The organism is Paenibacillus pasadenensis (genome assembly GCF_023715725.1).
GTDB lineage: Bacteria > Bacillota > Bacilli > Paenibacillales > Paenibacillaceae > Paenibacillus_O > Paenibacillus_O pasadenensis_A.
Genome location: NZ_JAMBOT010000003.1, coordinates 312,182 through 330,487, shown reverse-complemented (window position 1 = coordinate 330,487; position 18,306 = coordinate 312,182). Strand labels below are relative to the sequence as shown.

Here is an 18,306-nt window from a genome sequence, read left to right as displayed (position 1 = left end):
GTTTTCATGTTGAACAAAAGAACAATAAAACCGAATATTTCAACAATACTAGAAACGCTTCGTACGTTATATTAGTTTAGAAAGGGCTTACCAAATTTCCCTTTGGATGGAGGCGGCTTTGCGTTCGGGTATCAACAAACAAACCTAAGGAGGAAATGAAAATTGATTCAGCAACTGCGTAAAATGACGGCAATTTTATTAACAGCGGTGATGTCTGCTGCTCTGTGGACGGGACTGAATGCCCCGCCGGCAGCAGCGGCAAACACGGCGTACAACGTTGATTGCTCCGCAGTCTCAAACGGAGACGGCTCAGCAGCCAGCCCGTTCAACAGCTTGGCGTCCATAAACGCCGTGACGCTTGGAGCGGGAGATTCGGTGTTGTTCAAAAAAGGAACCACTTGCCTGGGCACCTTTGCGCCTCAAGGATCGGGAACGGCAGCAGCTCCAATCCAGATCGGCTCCTACGGTACGGCAGCAGCAATGCCAATCATTAATGCAAACGGACAAGAGGATGCGGTCCGGCTGAAAAACATGCAATACGTAGAGCTGCGCAATCTGGAGCTGACAGCGCCAGGCGACAATACGGCGGCGCGCCGCGGCGTCCATGTGCTTGGCCAGGATGCGGGCGATCTGTACGGTATTGTCATTCAGAATATGTACATCCACGATGTACGCGGATATATGCCTGCGACCGTCCCTGTATGGCAAACGGGAGTTGGCAAATTCGCCAACGCCTCAGGAGGCATTATCGTCCAGTCGCTCGGCTCGGCGGTGCCTACTGCATTTCATAACGTGCAAATTTTGGACAACCGGATTTCCGGCGTCGACCGTCAGGGTATATACACTTGGTCGAATTTCTGCCAGCGGGCGGAAACGGCCTCGTTCTGGAACGGCGTCTGCACGGCGGCTTGGAAGCCGATTACGGATGTTGTTATTCGCGGCAATCAGCTAAACGATATTGGCGGAGACGGCATCGCCCCGATGACGAGCTCAAACGTGCTGGTGGAATCCAATAAGCTGACCGGCTTCAACAGGCGCGCGGGCTCGCCGAACGCAGGCATGTGGACCGCCAACTCCGAGTATGTAACCTTTCAGTTGAACGAGACCTCCGGCGGAAAAACGACTCTCGACGGGATGGCATATGATGTCGATCATTCCACGAACTACGTGACGTTCCAGTACAATTTGAGTTACAACAACGAGGGCGGCTTTTTCTTGATTTGCCCCTATGCGGGCAATAGCGGGAAGTCGCAAAATTACATCATCCGGTACAATATCTCCATTAACGATGGAGAGCGGCTGTTTAAGGACTGGACCGGCGAATCGGTCAACGGGCAAATTTACAACAACACGATGTATGTCGGTCCGGGAATTAACGCAACCGTTTACGCTGAGGACAACAACAGCAAACACGACATTTTGTTCGCTAACAACGTTGTCGTTAAAGAAGGCAGCGGCACGGTAAACTGGTCTTATAACGATCCGTTTTTTATCAACGATAACAACGTTCTGTACAATGTGCCAGTACCGGCTGGCGCGACGGATATCGTTACGGCCAATCCGCTGCTCCATCAGCCCGGCAGCTTGACGGCATCCGGCTACAAGCTTAACGAGGGCTCTCCGGCGCTTGGCGCGGGCCGTCTTATTGCAGGCAACGGCGGGCGGGACTACTTTGGCAACCCGGTATCTGCGAGCGCGTCGCCTAACATTGGAGCCTATGAAGGGGCGGGTGTCCCTGCTGCGTCAGCGACTGAGGCGGTATATTCGTCTTATTTTAAACTGGATGACAGGACAGGCGTACAAGCGGTCGATTCAGGAGCGGCAGGCGCTCACGGCAGTCTGATTGGCAATCCGGTCTGGCAGGATGAGGGTGCCGTCAACGGATCGCTTAAGCTTGACGGCAGCGGCGACTATGTCAGTCTGCCCAGTTCAGCTACGCCTAGCTCAGCCGACTTTGCCGTTACCGGCTGGGTGAAGCTGGATCAGGCGGCGGGCACAAATCAATATATTGTCCAGCAGGAAGGACCGAACGGCAGATCCTGGTTGTACCGGTCAACGGCGACCGGCCGGCTGTCGACTTACTTGGGCGGCGTTGAGCTGACGTCCACGGGAACGATTCCGCTTGGCCAATGGACGCATGTTGCACTCGCGAAAAGCGGCGGTGAGGTCAGTCTGTACATCAATGGCCAGTTGGACGTGACTGCGGTCCGCTCCGTCAGTTTAACGGCAGACAAGTTCCGTCTTGGAGCGCATAAAGCTCCAAGCGGCAGTCTTGCGGACTGGAACGGCAGCCTGGACGAATTCCGTTTCTATTCCATGGCTCTAACCGGCAGCGATATTCAAGACATTTACACCGCGTCCAAGCTGCCGAGAGCATCGTATAAGCTGAACGAGAGCGCTGGCGCAACGGCAGCAGACGCTTCCGGCAACAGCTTTACGGGCACACTGGCCGGCAATCCCGTCTGGGAGCCGTCCGGAGGCAAACAAGCCGGGGCGCTCAAGCTTGACGGCAACGGCGATTACGTCACTCTGCCGAATGTGCTGAATCCGGCGGCATCGGATTTTACGGTATCGGCTTGGGTCAGACTGGACGTTTCCGCAGGAACGAATCAGAATTTGATTGCGCAAGAAGGAGCGACGGGAAGGGCTTGGCTTTTTCGGGATGCAGCGACGGGACGGTTGAATAGTTATCTTGGAGGCGCAACGCTGAGCTCAGCGAGTGTCATTCCGGTAGGGCAATGGGTGCATGTCGCGCTTGCCAAGACCGATAATACAATCAGCCTGTACATGAACGGCGTGCTGGAAAGCTCGGCTCTGCGCACCGTTGAATCGGCTGCGGGCGGCCTGCGCATCGGCGCACATAAAAACCCCGACGCAACCAATGTCAATTGGCAGGGAAGTGTCGACAACGTACGTTTCTACAACCAAGCGCTTAGCGAACGGCAGATTAAGGATGTATTCAGGCAGGGATAGCTGGATGCAGGTTTGAGGCGAGGAGGCGTCAGTCAGGTCATCTTATGGCCTGGGGGCGGCTCCTTTTTTTCATGCTGAGGCAGGACTTGAGGAGTTAGCTCGGACGAGTCATGTGAACGAATGGACACCCCTTTATAGTAGGGATGGGCAGTAAGGCAATAAATGAACGAGAGGTGATAACGTTGCAGGCTTGGAAAGTAGGCATTCTCTTATTTGATGACGTAGAGGTTCTGGAATTTGCGGGGCCGTTTGAAGTGTTCTCCGTCACAGCGTTTAACCGCGGACAACGGGATGTTTTTCAGCCGTTTGATGTGTCCACAATTGCTGCAGCAAGCGGCAAGCTTGTAACGGCTAACAACGGTCTCAAGGTCATCACGGACTATGACCTGGCGGATGCCCCTTTGTTTGATCTGCTCGTAATCCCCGGCGGCAGGGGCACGAGGCGGGAAATGAACAACCCGGAGGTGCTGGATTGGATTCGGCGTCAGGATAAAACGGCTCAATGGATGGCATCCATCTGTACAGGAGCGCTGCTGCTCGCCAAGTGCGGCCTGCTGGACGGCAAGCGCGCCACGACTCATTGGGCGAGCCTAGAGTACTTGAGACAAAACTTTCCGCAGATTGCCGTTATTGAAAACGTGAAGTTTGTAGATGAGGGGCATATTGTTACATCCGCTGGCGTCTCCGCTGGCCTTCATATGGCGTTCCATATGGTTCAGCGTCTGCTTGGGACGGAGACAGCCCAAGATACGGCGCGTATGATGGAGTTCGATATTCAGTTTGAAGAGCAGATGGAGTGAAACAATCTCGTACGCGAAGCAGGAGCCTTTTCACGGCATTTTCAGCCGGAAAAGACTCCTTTTTGTCGTTTTCCAGCATTGATTTTGATCGTCTGAGCAGGGAATATTCTATACGCTTTCCGTGTATTTGACGGAAGATTCATGCACAGGGCTCACACACATGAGCAACGCTGTTCTTTTCACACTTTGCAGCAAAGTTTTTAGCTTGCGCCAAGGTTCATTTAAGCTTCTTTAAAGGTTGGCCGCCTATACTACGTACATGGAGAGCGGAGAAGCAACTTGAATGCGGGCAATAAAAACCGATAAAGAAAGAGGTAACCAACGATGAAAAACAGTTATTCGGCAAAAATGGCGGGACTTGTTCTATTTGCAGCTATCGTCGCGGCAGATGCCAGAAGTTTAGCCGTCGCCGGCACAATCCCGGGCGCGAACGGGGACCGTGACAACGCAGCGCCAAAAGCCGCTGTGACAGCGGCTCATCAGGATACGAAGCTGTAAGTGCTAACGTTATCGTTTCAAAAAATATCGAGGGTGAAACAGTCCGTACAGGCGGATGTTTCATCCTTTTTGCCGTGTATGTCATGTATAAATGATTAATTTTGGTTTAGTTTTAGTTGTTTTGCGAAATGTTCAAATCCAGCTAATTCCATTACACTGAAAGCGTTTTCTGATTTTGATGAGATGGAGCAGATACAAAGGAAAGGTCGTGTGAAAAGCCTTACTTCAAAATCAAAAGATGATTTTAAAACAAGGGAGAAGTGATTTATGAGGACACACACGCAAGCGCTGCACGTACCTAAAAAAGTGATGACAGCCATTTTGTCCGCGCTGTTGATTGTTTCAACGTTCCTGTTTGCACAGCCAGCTCATGCTGCATCCTCGCAAATTGTAAACAATCTGGAGAAAGCGGCGACGGACGGATTACCGGTCTGGGCACAAGGCGGCTGGATGATGAAAGAAGGAAATACGTTTTATTGGTATGGCTTGGACATATCCCAACCTTCAAAGCTGCCGGACGGATCCGATAATCCAAACTGGAAAAAGAAAGTTAGCGCCTACACATCGACAGATCTCGTTACCTGGACGCCTTATAGGGAAATCGTCGATTTTCAATCGATCGATACTTACCGTGCAGCAAACCCGGGCACTACGATTCCCGCATTTAACAAAAATCAATGGTTTGGCAGACCGGTCGTACAGTTCAACAGCGTGCTCGACAAGTATGTGATGTACATGGAGTGGGGCTACGGCGGCGGCGGAGGAAACCGCAATACCATTTCCATCTGGTACAGTGACACCCCAACCGGCACGTTTACGTACCAAAAGAACATTCCTAAGCCGAACGGCTACGCCATGGGCGACCTGGGCTCGATTTTCACGGACACTGACGGCAGCACATACATTTCCTACACGATCGATTTAAAAGTTAGAGCGGACGGAACGCCTGACTACAATTCCGGGATTCAGATCAGCAAGCTGGAAACAAGTCTGAATGCAACCAGCACCTATGAGATCAATATTGCATCCTCAATCATATTGTCATCGGTGGCTCCTTACAAAGAAGCAACTACTCTGTTCAAAGTAGGCTCCAAGTATTATATGATGGCTTCCCAGACTAACTATTATGAATCAAGCCCAACTTATTATTACACGGCGAATAGCATAAACGGCCCTTGGAGCTCCGCTGCATTTGCCGGGACAACCTCCTGGAATGGAGCTTCCTATGCGGGGACGAGCCCTAGCGGGTCTAATTCTTTTGATACGCAAATTGACCAAATCCTCCCAATTCAAGGCACAGGAAGCAACATCGTTTATCTGTATATTGGGGACCGTTGGAACAATATGAAAAACAAAGCTGGAACGGGACCTGCAAGTACCGGACAAGGCCGTAATCCGTTCTTCCCTCTGACTTTTAATGCCGATGGCAAGCCTGTAATTAACGGGTATGAGAAATGGAGCATTAACCTGTCCGCCGGAACATGGACTCCGCCCGCTCCTATTGATATTCAGTTTAATTATTCGATTGTGAACGGCAATTCGAGCAAGGCGCTTGGCATTGTCAGCAATCTGACTACGGATAACGCGCTGCTTGAGCAACGGCAGTATGCGGGAGCAGCGAGCCAATCCTGGAAACTGATCGATGCCGGGTCCGGCTATTACAAAATCCAAAATATCAACAGCGGCAAGTTTATGGCCATCAAAGATGCCTCAACCGCGGATGGCGGACAGGTTATCCAGTGGAGCGATAGCGGGTCCAATAACCAGCAATGGCAGCTTGTCAACGCGGGCGGCGGCTTCTTTAACATCAAAAACCGCAACAGCGGCAAATTGCTGGGCATGAGCGGAGGCTCGACCGCCGATGGCACTCCAGTTATCCAGTGGGCGGATACAGGCTCGGCCAACCAAAAATGGCGCTTTGATAAACTCTAAAATCAGCCTTTTCACTTGAACTAATAACAGGAAGGGACCGTTCGTCTAAGGCGGCGGTCCATTTTTGTATGCCAAAAGCGATAAAAATATTGAATTTGGTTTATTTTTCGTTGTTTTGCGAAGTGTTCAAGGGATAAATGGATGAATTATAATGAAAACGCTTACCAATTAGGTCTAGGGGAGTAGTTCCAACAGAAAGGTAGTGTCGATTTTTAGCGCAGCAAGATGAGTATACAATAAGGGAGAAGTGATTTATGATGACACACTTGCAAGCGCTTCACTTTCCGAGAAAAGTGATGGCAGCCATTTTGTCCGCACTTTTGATTGTCTCAACATTCCTATTTGCACAGCCAGCTCATGCTGCCTCCTCGCAAATTATAAACAATGTGGAGAAAACGGCGACGGACGGTCTGCCGGTCTGGGCTCAGGGCGGCTGGATGGTGAAAGAAGGAAATACGTTTTATTTATATGGCTTGGACGCTTCCCAACCATCGAAGCTGCCGGATGGCTCCGATAATCCAAACTGGAAAAAGAAAATTAGCGTCTACACATCGACGGATCTCGTTACGTGGACGCCTTATAGGGAAATCGTCGATTTTGAGTCCATCGATACTTACCGTGCAGCAAACCCGGGCACTACAATTCCCGCATTTAGCAAAAATCAATGGTTTGGCAGACCGGTCGTGCAGTATAACAGCGTGATCGACAAGTATGTGATGTACATGGAGTGGGGCTACGGCGGCGGAAACCGCAATACGATTTCCATCTGGTACAGCGATACCCCAACCGGCACGTTTACGTACCAAAAGAACATCATTAAGCCGAACGGGTACGCAATGGGCGACATGGGCTCTGTTTTCACCGACACGGACGGCAGCACGTACCTGTCCTACACGATTGATTACAAAGTGAGGGCAGATGGAACGCCCGACTACAATTCCGGTATTCAGATCAGCAAGCTGGAAACAAGTCTGAATGCAAGCAACAACTATGAGATCAACATTGCGTCGTCGATCATTTTGTCATCGGTGGCTCCTTACAAAGAAGCGACGACACTGTTCAAAGTAGGCTCCAAGTATTATATGATGGCTTCTCAGACCAACGGATATGAGTCAAGCCAAACTTATTATTACACAGCGGATAGCATGAACGGCCCTTGGAGCTCGGCTGCATATGCCGGAGCAACCATTTGGAACGGAGCTTCGTATGCAGGGACGAGCCCTACCGGGTCTAATTCTTTTGATACGCAGATTGACCAAATCCTTCCGATTCAAGGCACAGGAAACAACATCGTTTATCTGTTCATTGGCGACCGCTGGAACAATATGAAAAATAAAGCCGGAACGGGACCTGCAAGCACCGGCCCAGGCCGCAATGCCTTTTATCCACTGACGTTTAATGCCGACGGCAAGCCTGTTATTAACGGATTTGAAAAGTGGAACATTGATCTGACCGCCGGTACCTGGAGTCAGTCTCCTCCTGATCTGCAGTTCAATTATTCGATTGTGAACAGCAATTCGGGCAAGGCGCTTGGCATTGTCAGCAATCAGACTACGGATAACGCGGCTCTCGAGCAGCGGCCGTATACCGGAGCTGCGAGCCAATCCTGGCAACTGGTCAATGCTGGTTCCGGTTATTACAAAATCAAAAATAGTAACAGCGGTAAGTTCATGGCCATCAAAGACGCCTCAACAGCGGATGGCGGACAGGTTATCCAATGGAGCGAGAGCGGGTCCAATAACCAGCAATGGCAGCTTGTCGACGCGGGCGGCGGATTCTTTAACATCAAAAACCGCAACAGCGGCAAATTGCTGGGCATGAACGCAGGCTCAACGGCAGACGGCGCTTCCGTTATCCAGTGGGCAGATTCAGGATCGGCGAACCAAAAATGGCAATTCGAAGCGATTCCTGCAATCGATTTGACCCAAACGTATTCCATTACGAACCAGAACAGCAGCAAAGCTCTGGGCACAGTAGGCCATGCTGCGGCAGATGGCACCAACATCGAGCAGCGTACGTTTTCAAGTGCGGCAAGCCAATCCTGGCAGTTCGAGTTTGTAAATGGGTATTATAAAATTAAAAACGTAAACAGCGGCAAGTATATGGATATCGCCAGTTCTTCTACTGCTGATGGAGCAAAAAATGTCATTAACCCGGCGAGCAGCGCAAACAGCCAGCTGTGGAAGCTGGTTTACGCAGGCAACGGTTATTACAAGCTTAAAAATGTAAACAGCGGTAAAATGCTCGGCCTCAGTGGCGGCAGCACGGCTGACGGCGCACTCAATACGCAGTGGCCGGAATCAGGTTCGGCAAACCAGAACTGGAGCTTTACCGTTCTTAATCCTTAATCTTCTATCATTAAAAGATGACTCTGAATTCGTCAGAGTCATCTTTTTTTAATAGCCAAAGCTAAAAATAATCGTAAAAACGATAATATTTTATTGATTTAGTTTAGTTTTCGTTGATTTGTGAAGTTTAAAAAAACAACAAGATGGATTAAAATGAAAACGCTTCACCAGTTGGCGAGGCGGAGCAGATTGAAAAGAAAGGTCGTGTTGATGCTTTTAACGGGCAGCCATCTGAAGATTTTACTACAAAGGAGAAGTGATCATTGATGACACAGACGCAAGTTTTGCCATTTCCTAAAAAGACAGTGGCAGCACTCCTGTCCACACTGTTGATCCTTTCGACGTTCCTGTTTGCTCAGCCAGCTCATGCTGCTTCCTCGCAAATTGTGAACAATGTGGAAAAGACTGCGACGGACGGTCAACCGGTTTGGGCACAAGGCGGCTGGATGATGAAGGAAGGGAATACGTTCTATTGGTATGGCTTGGACATATCCCAACCTTCAAAGCTGCCGGACGGATCCGATAATCCAAACTGGAAAAAGAAAGTTAGCGCCTACACATCGACCGATCTCGTGACGTGGACGGCGCACCGGGAAGTGGTCAACTTTCAATCCATCGATACTTACCGTGCAGCGAACCCGGGCACTACGGTTCCCGCATTTGATCGAAATCAATGGTTTGGCAGACCGGTTGTGCAGTTTAACAGCGTGATCGACAAGTATGTCATGTACATGGAATGGGGCTACGGCGGCGGTAACCGCAATACGATTTCAATCTGGTACAGCGATACCCCAACCGGTACGTTTACGTACCAAAAGAACATCATTAAGCCGAACGGTTACGCAATGGGCGATCTCGGTTCGATTTTCACCGATACTGACGGCAGCACGTACCTTTCCTACACGATTGATTTAAAAGTGAAATCGGATGGAACGCCTGACTACAATTCCGGCATTCAGATCAGCAAGCTGGAAACAAAGCTGAATGCAAGCAATAAGTATGAAATCAACATTGCATCCTCGACCGTATTGTCATCGGTTGGGCCTTATAAAGAAGCGACGACACTGTTCAAAGTGGGCTCCAAGTATTACATGATGGCTTCCCAGACCAACGGATATGAGTCCAGTCCATCTCACTATTACACGGCGAATAGCATAACAGGGACTTGGAGTGCGGCTCAGGTCGCAGCAACCAGCCCTAGCAGTTCAAATTCCTTCGATACGCAGATTGATCAAATTCTGCCAATTCAAGGAACATCAGGCACAGTGTATATGTACATTGGCGACCGTTGGAATAATATGAAGAACAAGGCTGGAACGGGTCCTGCCAGCACTCAAGCTGGCCGCAACCCTTTTTATCCTCTGACTTTTAACAGCCAAGGCCAGCCTGTTATTAACGGTTATGCTAATTGGTACATCGACATAGCTGCTGGAACATGGAGCCCGACTGCTTAATTGACTCAATCGCTCCGTCACCAACGCTCGGGCATATGAAGCTAAAAGAGAAAGGGACCGTCCCCGGGGCGGTCCCTTTCCGTATGCGGATGCATTACATCAGGTCGGATACAAAACGGATTAGATGGAAAAAGATCGGGGACGTGTACGTGAGACTGTCGATCTGGCTCAAATAACTTCTGCCTGCGGCAACCGGCCTCCCGTCATCCCTCGTCAGCAGATCGCGCTTCAGCGCGGAGACGGTAAGCCCGCCGAAAAACCCGCAGACGCTAATAATCATGCCGGACAGCAGCCCGAGCCGCGGACTAAACGGGGTTAAGTAGCTGCAGATTACGCTGGAGGTTAAGGCCGTGAACACAAATGCGATGGCGAAGCCTTCCCAGGTCAGATAGGGATTGGCTGTCGGGACGACCCTGCGTTTGCCCACGTAAAGCGATGCCAGGTAGTGGACGGCGTCATTGAGCTGAGTGAGCACGACCAGGTAAAGGACAAGCCCCGGGCCGAATTCCGGCGAATTAAAGGGGAAGTAAGCCAAATGGCTGAGCCCGAACACCATTAGCATCAGCCCCCACTGGACCGAGCTGACGTTGCGGACAAATCCCGAAGTTCCTTTGCTTAGCAGGCGCGGCAGGGGCAGAAATAGAAATACATAGATCGGGAGAAAAACGATAAACATGCCGTACCAGTCGGTATATATCCAGTAATATTGAATGGGAATGGATAAATATGCCCACAGATGAAGCCTTCGGTCGGCCTTGCGCGTCTTGATCATGGCGAAGTATTCACGCAGCGCAAAAAAGGTCAGCACAACAAGCGAGAGCAGCGACACGAGCGGACTGAAAAGCGTTGCGCAGCATAAAATAACAAACATGCCCCACCATGTATGGATACGCGTAGCCATGGTCGAATAGTTTTTATCCGGCTGCAGCCGGCTGAGAATAAAATAGATCAGATGAACGGCGAGCAGAGCCGCAAATACAAGCTCCAGCGCCACGATTGAATTTTGCACCAGCATCACCAACTTGTTCGGGATCGGACGTTTCATTTCAATGATATGGTATGATGGGAAAAGTTGTCCAATAGGAGTGGAGGATGGATAGGGCATGACAGCGGAGCCGTCCGTTTATATTGTTTTGACCGATACCGGCACGCTGTTTACGCAGCTGATCCAGCAGTATACGCGGGCGCCGTACAATCACGCCTCAATTGCCTTCGACCGGGAGCTGACCGAGCTGTACAGCTTTGGCCGCAAAAACCCCCGAAACCCGCTGAGCGGAGGTTTTGTTCGGGAGGATCTGAACAGCGGCACGTTCAGCAGGTACCCGGAGACGGTATGCGTGATCTATGAGCTGCAAGTCACCGAACGGGAAGTCCAGAAGATGAGGCGTGTCCTCAAGTTTTTTATTCGCCGGAAAGAAAAGTATATGTACAACTTGCTCGGACTAATCGGCGTTGCGCTGAAAGAGCCGGTGGAGTTCTCGAATTCTTATTTCTGCTCTCAATTTGTTGCCGCCGTGCTCCATTATTCGGGCGTCCGTTTGTGGGACAAACCGCCTGCGCTTGTCACCCCGGAGGATTTCCGCCGGCACGAGCGGCTGAAAATTGTCTATGCAGGCAAGCTCAAGGACTATTCGCCGAAGCCTATCTAGCAAAGGGAAAAGGCATGTTAAGTAAGCCGGGTTAATCTCATACGGATAGGCATGCAAAAAGCGGACGATTCAATCGTCCGCTTTTTTGTCGCGACGCCATTAAGGCAAAATATTGCCTGCTGCGGTGAAGACGCCGTACCATTCTTCGCGGGTCAGACGGATGTCTGCCGCTTTGACGCAATCATGAAGCCGCTGCACGTTCGTTGTGCCGGTGACGGGCTGCATGTTCGCCGGATGCCGGAGCAGCCAGGCCATCGCAATGGTCGTGGAGCTTACGTCGTATTTTCCGGCCAGCTTGTCGAGCTCGGCGTTAAGCTCAGGGAACTTCTCGTTCCCCAGGAATACGCCTTCAAAAAAGCCGTACTGGAACGGCGACCACGGCTGGATTGTGATGTCATTTAGCCTGCAGAAGTCGAGCACGCTGCCGTCGCGGTTAACGGCGGCTTCATTTTGCATATTGACGTTGAAGCCTTGGGAAATGGTCGTGCTGTTCGTAATGCTAAGCTGCAGCTGATTGGCGACGAGCGGCTGTTTCACCGCTTTGCGGAGCAGCTGAATCTGCATCGGGTTCTGGTTGGACACGCCAAAGTGGCGCACCTTGCCGGAGCGCTCCAGCAGGTCGAACGCCTCCGCTACTTCTTCCGGCTCTACGAGCGTATCCGGGCGGTGCAGCAGCAGCACATCCAGATAATCGGTCCGCAGCCGCTTTAGAATTCCGTCCACGGAATTCAGAATATGCTCCTTGGAGAAGTCGAAAAGGCCAGGACGAATGCCGCATTTGGATTGCAGAATCATCTTTTCGCGAATGCTGGAATTCATGCCGACCGCATCCGCAAAAATTTCCTCGCATTTGCCGCCGCCGTAAATATCCGCATGATCAAAAAAGTTAGCTCCCAGCTCCATAGCCGTCCGCACAAAACGTTGCGCTTCGGATTTGTCCAGCGAGTCGATGCGCATGCATCCAACCGCAACGGCGGGCACTTCCAGCGAGCTGCTGCCCAGCTTAAATGTTCTCATATACACTCTCCTTCACGGGGGTATCGGTTTGCCGTAAACACTCTGCTGTTTATTGTGGCATACAAACAGGAGAGGTTCAAGGAAGGGGAAGGGAATAAAGCCGCACGGCTTTATTGTGCTGCCTCTGGCACGACGACCCGAACCTGTCCGGGCAAAATGCGGAGTGAAGCCGGAAGATCGGGACCTGGCTCGCCGTCGATGTTCGTACGAACCGTTTCGGAAGATTCAATGAGCAGGTTCCGGGTTGTGAAGTAGACGACATCCTTATGCTCCTTCAAGCTGCCGAACCAGAGCGACCAACCTGCGGTCAGCGTGCCAAGCACGCCTAGATCCTTGAAAATAAACCCGTGAATGAGGCCGTCATCCACCTCGGCTTCTGGAGCGAGCTTTTCAAAGCCGCCAACCGAATTGGTCAGCGCCGCGACGAAGAGCGGACATTCGCCTTCCCATTCTCCGCTGTCGAACTTAATGCGCAAGGGCGAGGACTGTCCGTTCACAAGCTCTTTGAGTCCTTCTTTGATGTAAGCCAGCGTTCCAAGACGCGATTTCTCCTCCGGCGTCACCCCGGCCAGCGCTTCCGCCATGGAGCCGACGGCAACAACGTTGGAAAATAAACGGTCGTTCAGCAATCCGATATCGACGGCCCGCGTATGCTCGGAAGCAAGCGCCGCGATTGCGGCTTCCGGCTCCAGCGGTATGCCCAGCGCGCGGGCAAAATCGTTCACGGTGCCCAGCGGCACAACTCCAAGCTTTGGCCGGCGGTTATGGCGCATCAGCCCGTTGATCGTTTCGTTCAGCGTGCCGTCGCCGCCCATGCAGACAATCAGCTCGCAGCCCTGCTTGCAGGCGGACTCGCTGAACCGGGCGGCATCCAGCTCGCCCTCCGTCTCATGAATTTCTACCGCGTACCCTTTGTCCAGCAGCGCTAGCTCGGCCGTCCGCGCATAGTCGAGCGCTTTTTCCTTCCCGGAGGAAGGATTAAGGATGATAAAAGCTTTTTGCGGAGCGGGGTCCGCTCCCTTCACGGGAACAAGCGGCGTTCCAACATAAGGCTGAACGTCATTGCTAAGGATCTCCAACGTGAATCACTCTCCGTTCGGATTAGCCCGAGAGCACTATATGGGCGTATACCTTTCGCTTACCACGAAGAGCGTCTCCGTTAAACGGGATGAGAAAGGATTAATAATATGGAAATTAATTCCGATAAAGGTTGGGAATGCAGGAGCGGATAGGCATGACAAGGGAGCGTTTTATGAAAGCAAAATGGTCGATTATTTTGGCGGCAAGCTTGCTGGCGGGGGCTGGGGCTCCTGCGGAGGCAGGGGCGAAAGGAAGCGCGATACAGGCGGAAAGCGGTAATCAGTTGAAAAGGATTCAAACGCCGGGACGGGAAATTTCAAGCTCAATTATTCATAAATGGAGCAAGCTCGGATTCGATTCTCCGCCTCCAGAGCTGAGGGGGCATTGGTCGGAGGAGCTGTTTCAGTGGGCTATAGCTGTTGGAATCGTTACAAACCTGACGGGTGCTGATTACAGGCCGGACGAGTCAATTACAGAATCGGAGTTTCTAGTTTTTTTCTATCGGTCGGTGAATGTAGGGACGATGCTTGAAGGCGACATGGTTTATAACCTGGCCCGGGCATACTCTCATCCTGTAAAGGGAGTGTCCCATCTAGCGGCAAGAAATTATCCGATTACTCGTTTTCAAGCTGCGGAGTTTGTGGCAGGCGCCCAAGGTGTAAATTTCAAGAAGGACGCCGCAGTCCAATACTTGTTGTCCCACGGTCTTACAGGTAATAGGCTGGGCCGGACGCTTATCGAATTTAATGGTGAAGAAAAGCTGACCCGTGCAGAAACGCTGCATTGGATTCGCCAATTATTGCTGAATGGACGAAGCATTATGGTTGACATGCCGAAAGAATTGAGCGATACCTCACAGATCCCCCCAATTCCGGCTGAAGGAGAGCCATTACCTGATTTTAAATATGAGCCAATCTCTAGAAATGATCTATCATTGGTAATAAGTGACGGAAACCGTTTGCCGATAGGCTCGTCCCGTTCCGAAATCGAAAAACGCATTGGCAAACCGCTTCATAATAGGAAAGATTTATTTGGACTATTTTCTTACGCGGACGGCTTGAAAATTGGTTACGATCATAGAGGCCAAATGACGGATTGGGTGATTGGCGTTTCGCCATCCGATGCTCCCCAAAATGCGACGACTACGAAGGGCATTGCGTTGAATTCGACGCTTCAGGACGTACTAATGAAATACGGGAGCGGCGGCTACTCTATAGATGGAATGGTGCAGTATTTCTTTGAAATTAAAAGAGACCGATTATCCCGCTTACCAAATTTCATAGAAGCCGATAATCCTGCTCAAACTTATGAACTTATGATTAACATGGATAAAAGCAGCGCTAAGGTGAGTATGATTGCAGTCATTTCGTACCGCTCATTCTGGCCAGAAAATGAGTTTTAAAACAATTGTTCCGGCCCCGGCCCTCCGGTTGGCCGGACTTTTGCTTTTATATTGACACCTCCCCACCCTCAAGTTATAGTTAAACAAGCTGAAACTGATAATCATTATCACATCTATTGGGGGATCAGAAAGATGAAAAAATGGCTTACACCGCTGGCGCTCACGTTGACGCTTATCCTTAGCGCATGTGGCGGCGGCAGCACCGCGAACAATGCCAGCAACACTTCCAACGAACCTGCGGCGAGCACGGCTCCAAGCGCCTCGCCTTCTGCATCGCCGGCTGCGTCCGGCACGATTACGTACGAGTCGGAGTCCGGTCCGGTAGAAGTGCCTGCGAACCCGCAGCGCATCGTAGCGCTGACGAACGCTCCGAACGTGCTTTCCATGAACGCAACGATTGTCGGCGTTGACCAATGGACAGCTAAAAATCCGCTGTTCACCGAGAAGCTGAGCGGCGTGGAGCAAGTGTCCGAGGATGACTTGGAAAAAATCATCGAGCTTGAGCCGGATCTCATTATCGCTGGCACGGAGATGAAAAACCTGAAAAAGCTGGGCGAAATTGCGCCTACGGTAGCCTTTACGTGGGGCAAGCTGGACTACCTCGCGCAGCAGGTTGCCATCGGCAAGCTGCTTAACAAAGAGGCGGAAGCCCAAGCATGGGTCGATGATTTCCAGAAACGCGCGGAAGAAGCAGGCACTCAGATCAAAGCCAAAATCGGCGAAGATGCAACCGTATCCGTACTTGAGTACGACGCGAAGAGCTTCTACGTGTTCGGGAACAACTGGGCGCGCGGCACCGAGGTGCTTTACCAGGCAATGGGCTTAAAAATGCCTGAAAAAGTGACCAAAGATGCGCTTGGACCCGGTTATTATACCCTCTCCAACGAGGCGGTTGCTGATTATGCAGGCGACTACGTCGTTCTGAGCCAGACGAAAGGCGTAGTGAACCCTATTTTTGAAACGGAGACTTGGAAAAACATCCCTGCCGTCAAAAATGAGCGTATCATTACGATCGACACCGAAGCTTCCAGCTACAGCGATCCAATCACGTTGGACCATCTGCTGAAAGTGTTTACGGATGGATTCTTGGCAATGAAGTAAGCGGCGTAAAGCCGAAATACGAAGAGCGTCCTGATGGCTGCATGTTAACAGCCGGAAGGGCGTTCTTTTTTCATAACGCTGCGGCTTGAGAGGCACAGTATATTTAAAGTCGGCCTTGCGTTATGATAGGAAGGAATATTCGCGGAATTGCCAGAAGGCGCAACCGACGTTTGTACCGTGAAAATAGATCATTCGACGCGATAGGAGACCCAATGAAATTTTCTGAGTTAAATTTGATGCCTGCCATATTAAAAGCTCTCGAGAAAGAGCAGTATACAACGCCAACGCCGATTCAGGCCCAAGCAATTCCGGCTGCGCTGGAAGGCCGCGACGTGTTAGGCTGCGCCCAGACGGGAACCGGCAAAACGGCGGCATTTTCCATTCCGATTATCCAACGGCTTAGCCAACCGGCAGCTGGAGCCGGAAAAGCAGCCGCAGCGGCGGCTAAACCTGCGGGCAAACGCCGCATCCGCTCGCTCATTTTGACCCCGACCCGTGAGCTGGCCATTCAGATTGAAGACAACATTCGCGCTTACAGCCAGTTCACCGATATTCGCTGCATCTCCATTGTCGGCGGCGTTTCACAGCGCGGGCAGGAGGTGCAGCTCGCGCGCGGTACCGATATTCTCATCGCCACGCCGGGAAGGCTGATCGATCTGATCAACCAGAAACATGTCGATTTGCAGCATGTGGAGATTCTGGTGCTGGACGAGGCCGACCGCATGCTCGACATGGGCTTCATCAACGATGTCAAAAAAATTATGGCCCGCATGCCGGAGCGGAAACAGACGCTGTTTTTCTCCGCCACAATGCCGCCGGAAATTAACCGTCTTGTCGAGTCGCTGCTGCGCGATCCGGTCAAGGTTGAAATTACGCCGGTGTCGTCCACGGTGGACCGGATTGACCAATCGGTTTATTTTGTGGATAAAGGCAATAAGCCGCAGCTGCTCATTCATCTGTTGCAGGATGCCTCGATTGATTCGGTTCTTGTGTTCACGCGTACCAAACATGGCGCGGACCGCGTTGTGCGCGTGCTGGGCAAGGCCAAAATTACGGCGCAGGCCATTCACGGCAACAAATCGCAGAACGCCCGTCAGCTGGCGCTGAACAACTTCAAAAGCGGCGCTACCCGCGTGCTGGTTGCGACGGACATTGCGGCGCGCGGCATCGATATTGAGGAGCTGTCGCATGTCATCCAGTTCAACCTGCCGAACATTCCGGAAACGTATGTGCACCGGATCGGCCGCACAGGGCGGGCTGGGAAAAGCGGAACAGCGATTTCGTTCTGTGAGACGGAGGAGATTCCGTACCTGAAGGACATTGAAAAGGTAACGAAAAAGAAAGTGCCTGTCGTTCGGGAGCATCCGTACCCGATGACGGGAGAACCGGCTGAAGCGCCGGCTTCGCAAAGCGGCGGGTCTGCCTCGGGCGCGGCGCGCAAGTCCGCGCCTGGCGGGCGCCAAGGCGCGAAGCCGGCCGCAAGCGGTGAGTTTGGCGGGCGGAGCGGCGGCTCCGGCCGCGGATGGAGCGACGGCGCGAGCCGGAATGGCAGCGGAAACCGGCAGACGGGATGGGGCGATGGAGCTGGCGGCGGAAAAGCTGGGGCATCCGGCGGCCGTTCCGAGGCAAAACGCGGAGCGGCAGGCGCTGGCCGGAGCGGCTCCTCGCGCGGCGCTGCAAGCCAGGGTGCGCAGACTGCTGCGCCGCAGCGCCAGCAGGGCGGCGGCACGGGCGGCAGCCGCAAAGGCCCGCGCGGCGGAGCCGAGCGCGGCAGCAGACCGCAAGGCAGCTTTCCCCGCTAACGGCCCCGGGTTGGAATGTTGGCATGAACCGTCGGATAATCCGGAATTTTTTCGGTCCGTTTGCGCCGATCAGGCCATGTAAGGACGTATGACGCCCTTAATTCGTTTCAAAGCGCACCTGTTCGCACGAACCGCATCTTTCAAGCCGCTGCTTCACATAGTTCTCAAAAACCGTGTGATTTCAATCACACGGTTTTTTGCTGTGCGCAAGATACACTGAAGTCATCCCAAACAACCATTATCCGAATCA

General features: G+C 52.0%; 13 protein-coding genes. 10 read left to right on the top strand and 3 right to left on the bottom strand.

The window, feature by feature from the left end; genetic code table 11:
• Window positions 1-162: 162 nt before the first annotated feature.
• The 6 genes from M3223_RS10630 (at window position 163) to M3223_RS10605 (ending at window position 10,005) form a co-directional block, all read left to right on the top strand.
• On the top strand, window positions 163-2,973 hold the full coding sequence (locus M3223_RS10630; RefSeq protein ID WP_251561275.1) for a LamG domain-containing protein: 2,811 nt from the start codon (window positions 163-165) through the stop codon (window positions 2,971-2,973).
• A gap of 143 nt (window positions 2,974-3,116) precedes the next feature.
• A complete protein-coding gene (locus M3223_RS10625; RefSeq protein WP_251561274.1) occupies window positions 3,117-3,773 on the top strand; it encodes a DJ-1/PfpI family protein in 657 nt (218 codons plus the stop codon).
• Window positions 3,774-4,097: 324 nt separating this feature from the next.
• Window positions 4,098-4,271 (top strand): hypothetical protein, encoded by a 174-nt coding sequence (locus tag M3223_RS10620; RefSeq protein ID WP_251561273.1) that lies wholly within the window; start codon window positions 4,098-4,100, stop codon window positions 4,269-4,271.
• Between the two features lie 267 nt (window positions 4,272-4,538).
• Window positions 4,539-6,203, top strand: coding sequence for an RICIN domain-containing protein (locus M3223_RS10615; RefSeq protein ID WP_251561272.1), 1,665 nt, complete (start codon window positions 4,539-4,541; stop codon window positions 6,201-6,203).
• A gap of 254 nt (window positions 6,204-6,457) precedes the next feature.
• Window positions 6,458-8,551, top strand: a complete 2,094-nt coding sequence (locus M3223_RS10610; RefSeq protein WP_251561271.1) for an RICIN domain-containing protein — start codon at window positions 6,458-6,460, stop codon at window positions 8,549-8,551.
• 266 nt (window positions 8,552-8,817) lie between these two features.
• The gene (locus tag M3223_RS10605) at window positions 8,818-10,005 is read left to right on the top strand and encodes a family 43 glycosylhydrolase (protein WP_251561422.1); all 1,188 of its coding nucleotides are present in this window, start codon (window positions 8,818-8,820) and stop codon (window positions 10,003-10,005) included.
• 94 nt (window positions 10,006-10,099) lie between these two features.
• On the opposite strand, the gene M3223_RS10600 is transcribed toward M3223_RS10605, so the two are convergent.
• Window positions 10,100-11,014: a phosphatidate cytidylyltransferase gene (locus M3223_RS10600; protein ID WP_251561421.1), complete on the bottom strand. Its 915-nt coding sequence runs from the start codon at window positions 11,012-11,014 to the stop codon at window positions 10,100-10,102.
• A gap of 94 nt (window positions 11,015-11,108) precedes the next feature.
• Here M3223_RS10600 and M3223_RS10595 point away from each other — a divergent pair, with 94 nt between their 5' ends.
• Window positions 11,109-11,654, top strand: a complete 546-nt coding sequence (locus M3223_RS10595) for a hypothetical protein (protein ID WP_251561270.1) — start codon at window positions 11,109-11,111, stop codon at window positions 11,652-11,654.
• Window positions 11,655-11,753: 99 nt separating this feature from the next.
• On the opposite strand, the gene M3223_RS10590 is transcribed toward M3223_RS10595, so the two are convergent.
• The gene (locus tag M3223_RS10590; protein ID WP_251561269.1) at window positions 11,754-12,671 is read right to left on the bottom strand and encodes an aldo/keto reductase; all 918 of its coding nucleotides are present in this window, start codon (window positions 12,669-12,671) and stop codon (window positions 11,754-11,756) included.
• 110 nt (window positions 12,672-12,781) lie between these two features.
• Window positions 12,782-13,750 carry a diacylglycerol/lipid kinase family protein gene (locus M3223_RS10585; RefSeq protein WP_285891216.1) on the bottom strand — a complete coding sequence of 323 codons (969 nt, stop codon included), beginning with the start codon at window positions 13,748-13,750 and terminating at the stop codon, window positions 12,782-12,784.
• A 155-nt stretch (window positions 13,751-13,905) separates the two neighbouring features.
• On the opposite strand from M3223_RS10585, the gene M3223_RS10580 reads away from it, so the two are divergent.
• The 3 genes from M3223_RS10580 (at window position 13,906) to M3223_RS10570 (ending at window position 18,056) form a co-directional block, all read left to right on the top strand.
• On the top strand, window positions 13,906-15,153 hold the full coding sequence (locus tag M3223_RS10580) for a hypothetical protein (RefSeq protein ID WP_251561268.1): 1,248 nt from the start codon (window positions 13,906-13,908) through the stop codon (window positions 15,151-15,153).
• A gap of 132 nt (window positions 15,154-15,285) precedes the next feature.
• Window positions 15,286-16,254: an iron-hydroxamate ABC transporter substrate-binding protein gene (locus M3223_RS10575; RefSeq protein WP_251561267.1), complete on the top strand. Its 969-nt coding sequence runs from the start codon at window positions 15,286-15,288 to the stop codon at window positions 16,252-16,254.
• Window positions 16,255-16,466: 212 nt separating this feature from the next.
• Window positions 16,467-18,056: a DEAD/DEAH box helicase gene (locus M3223_RS10570; RefSeq protein ID WP_251561266.1), complete on the top strand. Its 1,590-nt coding sequence runs from the start codon at window positions 16,467-16,469 to the stop codon at window positions 18,054-18,056.
• Window positions 18,057-18,306 lie beyond the last annotated feature (250 nt).

Bases quoted from the DNA above. Each gene is read 5' to 3' on its own strand.
- M3223_RS10590 (WP_251561269.1), bottom strand. From the start codon at position 12,671: ATGAGAACATTTAAGCTGGGCAGCAGCTCGCTGGAAGTGCCCGCCGTT.
- M3223_RS10610 (WP_251561271.1), top strand. From the start codon at position 6,458: ATGATGACACACTTGCAAGCGCTTCACTTTCCGAGAAAAGTGATGGCA.
- M3223_RS10625 (WP_251561274.1), top strand. From the start codon at position 3,117: ATGGGCAGTAAGGCAATAAATGAACGAGAGGTGATAACGTTGCAGGCT.
- M3223_RS10580 (WP_251561268.1), top strand. From the start codon at position 13,906: ATGACAAGGGAGCGTTTTATGAAAGCAAAATGGTCGATTATTTTGGCG.
- M3223_RS10575 (WP_251561267.1), top strand. From the start codon at position 15,286: ATGAAAAAATGGCTTACACCGCTGGCGCTCACGTTGACGCTTATCCTT.
- M3223_RS10615 (WP_251561272.1), top strand. From the start codon at position 4,539: ATGAGGACACACACGCAAGCGCTGCACGTACCTAAAAAAGTGATGACA.
- M3223_RS10570 (WP_251561266.1), top strand. From the start codon at position 16,467: ATGAAATTTTCTGAGTTAAATTTGATGCCTGCCATATTAAAAGCTCTC.
- M3223_RS10620 (WP_251561273.1), top strand. From the start codon at position 4,098: ATGAAAAACAGTTATTCGGCAAAAATGGCGGGACTTGTTCTATTTGCA.
- M3223_RS10595 (WP_251561270.1), top strand. From the start codon at position 11,109: ATGACAGCGGAGCCGTCCGTTTATATTGTTTTGACCGATACCGGCACG.
- M3223_RS10605 (WP_251561422.1), top strand. From the start codon at position 8,818: ATGACACAGACGCAAGTTTTGCCATTTCCTAAAAAGACAGTGGCAGCA.